This is a genomic window from Nostoc sp. (assembly GCF_036917515.1).
GTDB lineage: Bacteria > Cyanobacteriota > Cyanobacteriia > Cyanobacteriales > Nostocaceae > Nostoc.
Genome location: NZ_JBALDE010000275.1, coordinates 1 through 10,466, shown reverse-complemented (window position 1 = coordinate 10,466; position 10,466 = coordinate 1). Strand labels below are relative to the sequence as shown.

Sequence of the window (10,466 nt, the reverse complement as noted above, 5' to 3'; positions counted from 1 at the left end):
TTGAGTCAATTGGACAAATTGCATATTTCTCATGTAATTTATTATAAGTTCTCTTCTGCACTTGCTCATTTAATTTCTGATAAATCTCTTGAAATGGTTTTGGCGCGCGCTGAGAACTAGCTTTAGAAAAAGTATAAATATCTACATCAAATCCTGTGTTATTTAACCTTTTAAATAAATCTCGCATACTTACTTGTTAGACTCTGATCCAGAGCATAGGATAGCCAGCACTCAAAGAATAGACGACTGTTCAATACTGGATAATCATTTTTGGGCAGGCTTTTCAGGATATCTTTGACAATTATTGGAAATGAATTTATAATCACAATCAAACTAATGTATTTTAATCCTTCGCCCAAAACTACCATATTTTGGGCTATTTTTATCTAATTTTTCTTAGCATTCAACATTTCTGTTTTTTATCATATAAATCTAACAATATAAAACAACTTTTTATTAGTAGTATTCCCCATAGAGGTTTGCCTTTGGTCAAACTTTATGGCAGCAATGCAAAAATCTATGAATAAAGAATCATCTCAATTCATCAACCATATTGTTTCAAGTTTGCGGTCAATTGAGGGAATTACAGTGATCGCACTGGGTGGTTCACGGGCACGGGGCAACCATACCCTAAAGTCAGATGTGGATTTGGGGATTTATTATAATCCAGAAAACCCGCCCGATTTAATTGCTCTAAATCACCTCGCTTGTGAGCTTGATGATAAGCTGATGATAAGCATCGGGTAAATTTGATTACTGCCATTGGTGAATGGGGAAAATGGATTAACGGCGGCGGTTGGCTTGTGGTAGAAGGTGTAGGTGTAGATTTCCTCTATCGCGATTTGGTGAAGGTCAATCGTGTCATTGATGATTGCCATATAGGACGGATTACTATTGATTATCAACCAGGACACCCTCATGGCTTTGTGTCTTCTATTTATATGGGGAAAATTGCTATTTGTCAGGCACTTTACGACCCTGATGGTATTTTAGAAGCTTTGAAGGTAAAAACAAAGCCCTATCCAGTTGGGCTGAAACAGGCAACTATTGATACTTTCGCCTGGGAAATAAGTTTCTCGCTGCTGGTGGCAAAAAAGGCGATCGCACGCAATGATGTTGTTTACGCAGCAGGTTGTTGTTTCCGCAGTGTGGCATGTATTAATCAGGTTTTATTCGCGCTTAATCAAGATTACCTGTTGAATGAAAAGGGGGCAATCGCAGTTGCTAATAGGTTTGCTATTTGCCCGCAAGACTATCAACAACGGGTTGAGCAAGCGTTTGCACTTTTAGCTGCCGACGCAAAATCAATAACTGAGGCGATCACGATTATTGAGGCGATTGAGAATGATTTGAGTCAATGGTATGGAAATCGGCGATTAGCAATGTAATTTTTATTGCCATCTTGCTTCTGTGCTTCTGTTGCTATGGGATTGAAAGTGATATTTGATCATCGTACAAAATAGTTCCAAAACTGCGTAGTTTTTGCTTAACAAATAACTTCAGCATAGGTTGGTTGAGGAACTTAGACGCAACATTTTCAGAACTTTGCTGGGTTTTATCACCTTTAACCAACCTATAAATTTTCTTAACCAAGTAGTATTGTTCCCGACCCTATACCCCACAAAAAAGAATAAATTGTTTGAAAGTGTTATCAAATAAAGACTTTGGTCATTGAGTACATTATTAATAGATATTAATAGATGCAGAATTGCAGATGAGATATTAATAGATGCAATATTTGTTGAAAGTTAACTTAAGAGCCTAAAGCTATCAACAAACTATCTTTTAACACGGAGTAAATCCTACCGATAAATCTTTAATACAGGTAATACACTTATACCAATTCAAAATTAAGAAAGCCAGACAGAACAAAAGTATGTCCGTATATATAGTCGTAGTCACATAGGTTAGGACAGTGTTGATCGCTCAAAGCCTTGACAAAACTGGGTTTTTACTTAGCACGAGCTAAACGCCCTGCTGACGCTAACAGCACTCAGACTTTGCTATATCTGTCGCATTCTTTTTTCAAATTGGTATTACTTTCTAGTACTGGCTATTTCTGATTCTTATATTCACGTGTTCTGATAATGCAGCTTAGAGGCGGGGACAAAAATCATATTATGAACAAAACCTTTGCAACCATCGATGGGAATGAGGCTGTTGCCCGTGTTGCTTACAAATTAAATGAAGTGATTGCCATTTATCCTATCACCCCCTCTTCAGCAATGGGTGAATGGGCTGATGCTTGGTCAGCAGAAAATCGTCCTAACCTCTGGGGTACTGTTCCCAGCGTCGTGCAGATGCAGAGCGAAGGAGGAGCGGCTGGTGCTGTACATGGGGCTTTGCAAACAGGTTCTCTGAGTACCACCTTTACGGCATCTCAGGGATTATTGTTGATGATACCCAACTTCTACAAAATCGCTGGTGAGTTGACTAGCGCTGTAGTTCACGTTGCCGCCCGTTCCTTGGCTACCCATGCTTTATCAATTTTTGGCGACCATAGCGATGTGATGGCAGCTCGGGCGACTGGTTTCGCCCTGCTGTGTTCCGCTTCGGTGCAGGAAAGTCAAGATTTTGCTCTCATCGCCCATGCTGCTACCTTAGAGGCGCGAGTCTCGTTTATGCATTTCTTTGACGGCTTCCGCACCTCCCATGAAGTGCAAAAAGTCAAACTGCTTTCAGATGACGATTTGCGATCGCTCATCCACGATAACCTAATACTCGCCCACCGCAGCCGCGCCCTCACCCCAGATCGTCCAGTGTTGCGGGGGACTGCCCAAAACCCCGATGTTTACTTTCAAGGGCGTGAAGGCGCTAACCCTTACTACAACGCTTGTCCAGATATTGTCCAGCGGCTCATGGATGAATTTGGAGAACGCACAGGAAGGCATTATCAAATCTATGAATATTACGGTGCTAACGATGCCGATCGCGTTATCGTTCTTATGGGTTCAGGTTGTGAAACCGTCCATGAAACAGTAGATTACCTTAACGCCCGTGGTGAAAAACTTGGCGTGGTGAAAGTGCGACTTTACCGCCCCTTTGATGTCCAAAGGTTTGTTGCAGTATTACCAACTAGTGTAAAAGCGATCGCAGTTCTCGACCGCACCAAAGAAGCAGGTAGCGCCGGTGAGCCATTGTATTTAGATGTGGTGGCTGCTATTCATGAAGCATGGGGAGATAAGAGAGCAGGGGGAGCAGGGGAGGCAGGGGGAGAAAATACTTTCTCATCCCCTAAAATTATTGGTGGTCGTTATGGTCTTTCTTCTAAGGAATTTACGCCGGCGATGGTGAAGGGCATCTTTGACAACCTTGCTCAAGCTAAACCAAAAAATCACTTTACGATTGGGATTAATGACGACGTTAGCTATACTTCCTTGAGCTTTGACCCTAATTTCTCTACAGAATCGGATAATGTTGTTCGGGCAATGTTCTATGGGTTGGGTGCTGATGGCACTGTTGGCGCTAACAAAAACTCCATCAAGATTATTGGTGAAGAAACCGACAATTACGCCCAAGGCTACTTTGTCTACGATTCTAAGAAATCTGGCTCAATGACCGTCTCTCACCTACGTTTCGGTAAAGAGCCAATTCGCTCCACTTATCTAATTGACCAAGCCAACTTTATTGGTTGTCATCACTGGGGATTTCTGGAACGCATAGATGTTTTGAAGGCTGCTATTCCTGGGGCGACTTTACTGCTTAACAGTCCATATAATGCAGATACCGTCTGGGAATATCTGCCGTTGAAGGTGCAGCAGCAGATTATCGCCAAGCATTTGAAGTTATATGTAATCAATGCTAGCCAAGTTGCCCGCGAAAGTGGTATGGGTGGCAGAATTAACACGATTATGCAGGTATGCTTCTTTGCCTTAGCGGGTGTCTTGCCGCAAGAAGAAGCGATCGCTAAAATTAAACAAGCGATTGACAAGACTTACGGTAAAAAAGGTGCAGAAGTTGTCCGCATGAACTTGCAAGCTGTAGACAACACTTTAGACAACTTACATAAAGTAGATATCCCACAGACAATCCAAAATCCTCACTCTTGTACAGACGCGATTAATCGCGTCTCTTCTAATTCTGCTCCCGAATTTGTGCGAGAAGTTCTGGGTAAAATCATGGTGTGGGAAGGTGATGATTTACCTGTTAGCACACTACCTGTTGATGGCACTTTTCCCGTAGGTACTGCCAAGTGGGAAAAACGTAACGTTGCCCAAGAGATACCTGTATGGGAGCCGGATGTCTGCATACAATGTGGTAAGTGCGTCATGGTTTGTCCCCACAGTGCCATCCGTGCGAAGGCTTATCAAGCCGATGAATTAGTTAATGCACCAGAAACCTTTAAGTCAACTGGTGCAAAAGATAAAGACTTTGCCAATCAACAATTTACCATTCAAGTTGCCCCAGAAGATTGCACGGGATGCACGATTTGTGTAAATATTTGCCCTGCTAAAAATAAATCTGAGCCATCGCTCAAAGCAATTAATATGGCACAGCAGTTGCCATTGCAAGAGCAAGAGCGAAAAAACTGGGATTTCTTTTTGAGTTTACCTAATCCTGACAGGCGATCGCTAAAATTAAACCAGATTCGCCAACAACAACTGCAAGAACCTTTATTTGAATTCTCTGGTGCTTGTGCAGGTTGTGGTGAAACACCTTATTTGAAATTATTAACACAATTGTTTGGCGATCGCGCCGTCATCGCCAATGCTACAGGGTGTTCTTCTATTTATGGTGGTAATCTCCCTACAACTCCTTGGACAACCAACGCCGAAGGACGCGGCCCGGCGTGGTCTAATAATTTATTTGAAGATAACGCCGAATTCGGTTATGGCTTTCGCCTTTCCCTCGACAAACAAGCTGAGTTTGCGGCGGAATTGTTGCAAGAATTGGGGAGTGAAATAGATGAAAACCTTGTCTACTCCATCCTGAAAGCTGAACAAAAATCTGAGGCTGACATTTGGGAACAGCGCCAAAGGATAGAACTGTTGCAGCAAAGGTTAGATGAAATTGTCACTTTCGACTTCAATCTCAAATCCAAAATCCAAAATCTCAAATCTCTTGCAAATTACTTGGTGAGAAAAAGTGTCTGGATTGTTGGCGGTGACGGTTGGGCTTATGATATTGATTTTGGCGGAATCGATCATGTAATTGCTAGTGGTCGAAATGTGAACATCTTGATCATGGATACAGAAGTGTATTCTAATACAGGCGGTCAATCTTCCAAAGCTACGCCACGAGCCGCAGTTGCTAAATATGCCGCCAGTGGTAAGCCAGCACCAAAAAAAGACTTAGGGATGATTGCCATGACCTACGGGAATGTCTATGTAGCGAGTGTAGCCCTTGGTGCTAGAGATGAACATACCCTGAAAGCATTTTTGGAAGCAGAAGCTTATGATGGCCCATCAATAATTATTGCTTACAGCCATTGCATCGCCCACGGTATTAATATGACCACCGGGATGAATAACCAAAAAACTCTGGTAGAATCAGGTCGTTGGTTGCTGTATCGGCATAATCCAGAGTTGCTAAAACAGGGTAAAAATCCATTGCAATTGGATATGCGATCGCCTACACAATCTGTAAAAGATTCGATGTATCAAGAAAATCGCTTCAAGATGCTCACCAAGAGCAAACCCGACGTTGCCAAACACTTGTTAGAACAAGCCCAAGCTGAAGTAGATGCACGTTGGCAAACGTACCAATTTCTGGCAAAACGCGATATTCTCTGAACATTAACCCTAATTTTAGTTATAAAAATTGCGGCTTGAGTAACTCAAGCCGCAATTTTCGTTATGAAAACCCATTATTTTTGTTACAAACATCAGAATTTTCGTTACAAAAAACCATTTTAGTTACTAAATTCATTATTTTTGTTACAAACATTATAAATTTTGTGAGAAAAAAACCATTTTGGTTACTAAATTCATTATTTTCGTTACAAACATAGAAATTTTTGTTACAAAACCACCATTTTAGTTACTAACGTTGTAGTATAAGTTGTATTAAACCACAGTTTAGTCAGCAAACACGCAAATATGGGGTTTAATTCCTCAACCCAATCTGTAAAAAAGAGTGCAATGTCTACGACAGACTGTGAGGCTCGAATGCAAGAGCGGGTTGCACAGAAGATTCACTAACGCTTCTCGACAAGAGGCTTTGCCTAGCTTACTTGGACATAGAAGCACGCTATCGCTGACACAAAAACTTAATATAGCACTTCCTAAAATTCACTTTAACTTCATCAGAATCATACCCAGCCTCTTGACAATGCTTAGATATTTATAAGAGCATTTAGGTGATTTAACGGTTATTAAAGTAATTTTTGCTTACAAAATCAAATAGGTTACTAGCTGACACCAAAAGACTGCTTGTAATTCGCGATTAAATTTCCTAATTACAAATTACAAGCTGACAAATTATTCAATTATTGCTATCGCTCAGATGTGGCAGTAGAAAGGTATCACAAAGGGTAAGTAAAGAAATATTAATAGATATGCAAATCAATTTTAGAAGAAATCAATTTTAAAAAAGAGCAGGTACGTAGGCGTAGCCCATCGTAGATCATCGCCCAATCTACAACACCACAACAAGAGATCGCCAATCTAATGGCAGTGGAAAAAAGGCTCAGAGAGCGAATTGTATTAAGATTTTTGTGAAAATTCTGACCGAGCAGCTAGGTACTCAGCCTCTTAGTACAGATTAGCAAAAATAAGCGATTCCTTGGAAATGTCTAAAATCTTTACGCAATCGTAATTACAAACTACAAATTACAAATTACGCCTTGCGATATAAGTATCTTTGCTAATGACTAACGACAAATAACTTATAAAAAATAATACCGGAGAAATGATGGCAAATTCAATTTTTAACCTTTCGGATCTCAACGGCGCTAACGGCTTCGCTATCAACGGCATCAATAAGGGTGACTTGTCAGGCTTTTCTGTCAGTAGTGCAGGAGACATCAACAGCGACGGCATCGACGACCTGATTATTGGGGCAAGAAGTGCCTCCCCCAACGCCTTCTTATCAGGGCAGAGCTACGTGGTGTTTGGCAGCAAGGGAGTTTTTGGTGCCAAACTCAACCTCTCCACCCTCAACGGTACTAACGGCTTTGCCATCAACGGTATCAATGAAGTTGACTTGTCAGGCTCCTCTGTCAGTAGTGCGGGAGACATCAACGGCGACGGCATCGATGACCTGATTATTGGGGCAAAAAACGCCTCCCCCAACGGCACCGAGTCAGGGCAGAGCTATGTGGTGTTTGGCAGTAAAGGGGGTTTTAATGCCCAATTCAACCTCTCCACCCTCAACGGCACTAATGGCTTTGCCATCAACGGCATTAATACAATTGACTACTCAGGTATATCTGTCAGCAATGCAGGAGACATCAACGGTGACGGCATCGACGACCTGATTATCGGCACATTTTCAAATCAGAGCTACGTGGTCTTTGGCAGCAAGGGGGGTTTTGATTCTAGTTTCAACCTCTCCACTCTTAATGGCACTAACGGCTTTGCCATTAACGGCATTAATCCAGGTGACGACTCAGGCAGTTCTGTCAGCAGTGCGGGAGACATCAACGGCGACGGTATCGACGACCTGATTATCGGGGCACGCTTTGCCTCCCCCAACGGCTCCTTATCAGGGCAGAGCTACGTGGTGTTTGGCAATAAGGAGGGTTTTGATGCCCAATTCAACCTCTCCACACTTAATGGCACTAATGGCTTTGCAATCAACGGCATCAATTTAGATGACAACTCAGGTTACTCTGTCAGCAGTGCGGGAGATATCAACGGCGACGGTATCGACGACCTGATTATCGGGGCACTAAATGCCGACCCCAACGATAAGTTTTCAGGACAGAGCTATGTAGTGTTTGGCAGCAAGGGAGGTTTTGATTCCAATTTCAACCTCTCCACTCTCAATGGTACTAATGGCTTTGCCATCAACGGCATCAATCCAGGTGACAACTTAGGTAGTTCTGTCAGCAGTGCAGGAGACATCAATGACGACGGCATCGACGACCTGATTATCGGCACATTTTCAAACAACCAGAGCTACGTGGTGTTTGGCAGCAAGGGGGGTTTTGATTCCAGTTTCAACCTTTCCACTCTCAATGGCACTAATGGCTTTGCCATCAAGCGCATTAATCCAGGTGACAGCTTAGGCTTCTCTGTTAGCAGTGCAGGAGACATCAATGATGACGGTATCGACGACTTGATTATCGGGGCACCCTATGCCGACCCCAACGGCATCAGTTCAGGGCAGAGCTACGTGCTGTTTGGCGGAAAAAATATAGGCAGTGGCAACACCATTAACCTGATGGGAACTCCTGGCACAGATACTCTCAAAGGCACAATTAACAACAACATCATTGACGGTAAAGCTGGTAATGATACCCTCACTGGCAACGGTGGTCAAGATAAATTTGTGATTCGCCCTGGCGATGGCAATGATATTATTACCGATTTTGGTGGCGTAGGTAAAGGCACAAACCCATCAGCAGCGATCGCCAATGTTGATACACTGCAATTTACAGGTAGTGGATTGACTGCGAAAAATCTGCAATTAACTCAAAACGGCAATAATTTAGAAGTCACTTTTGAAGATACAAGCAATACCAAAGTCACTCTGCAAAACTTTAAATTAGAAAACCTAGATAATTTACCCGCATCGGTTAGTAAACTAGCGATCGGTAATATCTTGTTTGATAACCAGACCAGCATCACTGACAGTTTTGATGTCTTGGATGCCAACTCAAATCCTAGCAGCATCTTCAATAAAAACACAGTTACATTTCTCAATGACCTCTCCAATAACATCACGGGTTTTGACAACTCCGCTGATGTTATCAATGGTCAGGGGGGTAATGATACCATCAATGGCTTGAGTGGCAACGACCTGTTACGCAGTGGCGCTGGTAATGATACTCTCATTGGCGGTGCTGGCAATGATATCCTTGTTGGTGGTGCAGGTGCTGATAGATTCCTTTACAATACCGATGCTCCCTTTGCCCTGACTGCTGTTGGTGTAGATACCATTACTGACTTCAACAGTTCCCAAGGTGACAAGATTGTACTGGATAAGACTAGCTTTAATGTGATTGCTTCAACTACCGGAATAGGTTTTAGTAACGCCAGTGATTTTAAAATCGCTTCTTCACCTGGGGCTAGCACGGCGAAAATTGTCTATGACGCTGTAAGTGGGCAGTTGTTCTACAACCAAAATGGTAGTGCGGCTGGTTTTGGCAGTGGTGGTCTATTCGCAACTCTAATTGGTGCGCCAACTCTGACGGCATCAGATTTTGTGTTGCAAGCATAGTTCGTTCAAAACACAAAACGACTAGCTCAGAACCTTGAAATTGAATCCTTTATTAACACTCCAGTACTATCAGAATACCGTGGCGATCGCATATCTCCCGAATTCGCTACAAAAAACCATCTTCGGGTATCGATATATCCACCCTCTCCTTGAATCGGTTCAATTACGAGCGCCGCCACTTCTTGCGGTGATAAAATCGTCGTAAATAGCTGTTATTCCAAGTAATCTAAGCTAGCGTGAGTGCCATAGGGGATATGAGTCACCCCAGGAACTAAAGGCCCAAAATTAGTTCGCTGCACTACTTTAGAACTAGTCAGAGACATTGCTCCATAAGTACGTCCGTGAAATGCACCTAAGAATGCCACAATTAGCGATCGCTTAGTGTAATATGAGCTAGTTTAATTGCTCCTTCGTTGGATTCTGCCCCGGAATTGGTGAAAAATATCTTTGCGGGAAACACTGCATTACTGTGTGGCTGGGGAAAAGGAGCGCGAATTGCTAATTGTTTCGCTAGTTCCACCATTGGCTCATAATAAAAATCTGTCCCTGACATGTGCAACAGCCGCGCCGACTGTTCTTGAATTGCCTTGACAACTTCCAGGTGAGCGTGTCCAGTGGCGGTAACGGCAATACCTGCGGTCATATCCAGAAATACATTGCTATCCACATCTTCTACCATGCAGCCCTAACCGCGAGATACAACTAATGGGTAATCGCGGGTGTAAGAAGAGGAAGTTACAGCGCGATCGCGTTGTACAATTGCTTGAGCGTGAGGGCCAGGTAAGGAAGTTACTATACGGGGTATACGAGGTAAATTTAGTTTTATAGGAATACTTAACATAATTTTTTTCTATTTAAAGATTACTGATGATTAAACGCTAAATGTTGATTGCTTACAGTAGCATTTGATTCCATTGCTGTAAGAATTACGCATTTACCGAAAAAGCTTCATAGTAAAGATTTTCTTATTTTGTAAGACTTTGCCCGTTTTGATAACACAACTTCTGCGATCGCGTCATATTATATTTTTTGAAGCATAACAGCTTCACTATTATAGCAGTTCCTGCTTGAGTGCAATACAGTATGGGATGATGGAGTATATCAACGTCTAAGTGCCTGTAGAATGAAACCTTACTCCTGTG

4 protein-coding genes and 2 pseudogenes are annotated in these 10,466 nt (G+C 42.5%); 4 read left to right on the top strand and 2 right to left on the bottom strand.

Annotation, left to right across the window (positions count from 1 at the left end):
• Positions 1 to 326, bottom strand: a pseudogene (locus V7K89_RS34745) (IS4 family transposase); the annotation flags it as partial.
• 193 nt (positions 327 to 519) lie between these two features.
• Here V7K89_RS34745 and V7K89_RS34740 point away from each other — a divergent pair.
• From V7K89_RS34740 to V7K89_RS34725, 4 genes are all read left to right on the top strand, one after another.
• Positions 520 to 747, top strand: coding sequence for a nucleotidyltransferase domain-containing protein (locus tag V7K89_RS34740; RefSeq protein WP_335195418.1), 228 nt, complete (start codon positions 520 to 522; stop codon positions 745 to 747).
• Between the two features lie 2 nt (positions 748 to 749).
• Positions 750 to 1,388, top strand: coding sequence for a DNA polymerase subunit beta (locus V7K89_RS34735; protein ID WP_335195417.1), 639 nt, complete (start codon positions 750 to 752; stop codon positions 1,386 to 1,388).
• Positions 1,389 to 2,120: 732 nt separating this feature from the next.
• Positions 2,121 to 5,732: a pyruvate:ferredoxin (flavodoxin) oxidoreductase gene (gene nifJ, locus V7K89_RS34730; protein WP_335195416.1), complete on the top strand. Its 3,612-nt coding sequence runs from the start codon at positions 2,121 to 2,123 to the stop codon at positions 5,730 to 5,732.
• A gap of 1,120 nt (positions 5,733 to 6,852) precedes the next feature.
• Entirely contained in the window at positions 6,853 to 9,324 is a 2,472-nt protein-coding gene (locus V7K89_RS34725; protein WP_442941844.1) for a hypothetical protein, read from the top strand.
• A 109-nt stretch (positions 9,325 to 9,433) separates the two neighbouring features.
• Here V7K89_RS34725 and V7K89_RS34720 read toward each other — a convergent pair.
• Positions 9,434 to 10,165, bottom strand: a pseudogene (locus V7K89_RS34720) (aminotransferase class III-fold pyridoxal phosphate-dependent enzyme); the annotation flags it as partial.
• Between the last annotated feature and the right edge of the window lie 301 nt (positions 10,166 to 10,466).

Bases quoted from the DNA above. Each gene is read 5' to 3' on its own strand.
- V7K89_RS34740 (WP_335195418.1), top strand. From the start codon at position 520: ATGAATAAAGAATCATCTCAATTCATCAACCATATTGTTTCAAGTTTG.
- nifJ (WP_335195416.1), top strand. From the start codon at position 2,121: ATGAACAAAACCTTTGCAACCATCGATGGGAATGAGGCTGTTGCCCGT.
- V7K89_RS34725 (WP_442941844.1), top strand. From the start codon at position 6,853: ATGGCAAATTCAATTTTTAACCTTTCGGATCTCAACGGCGCTAACGGC.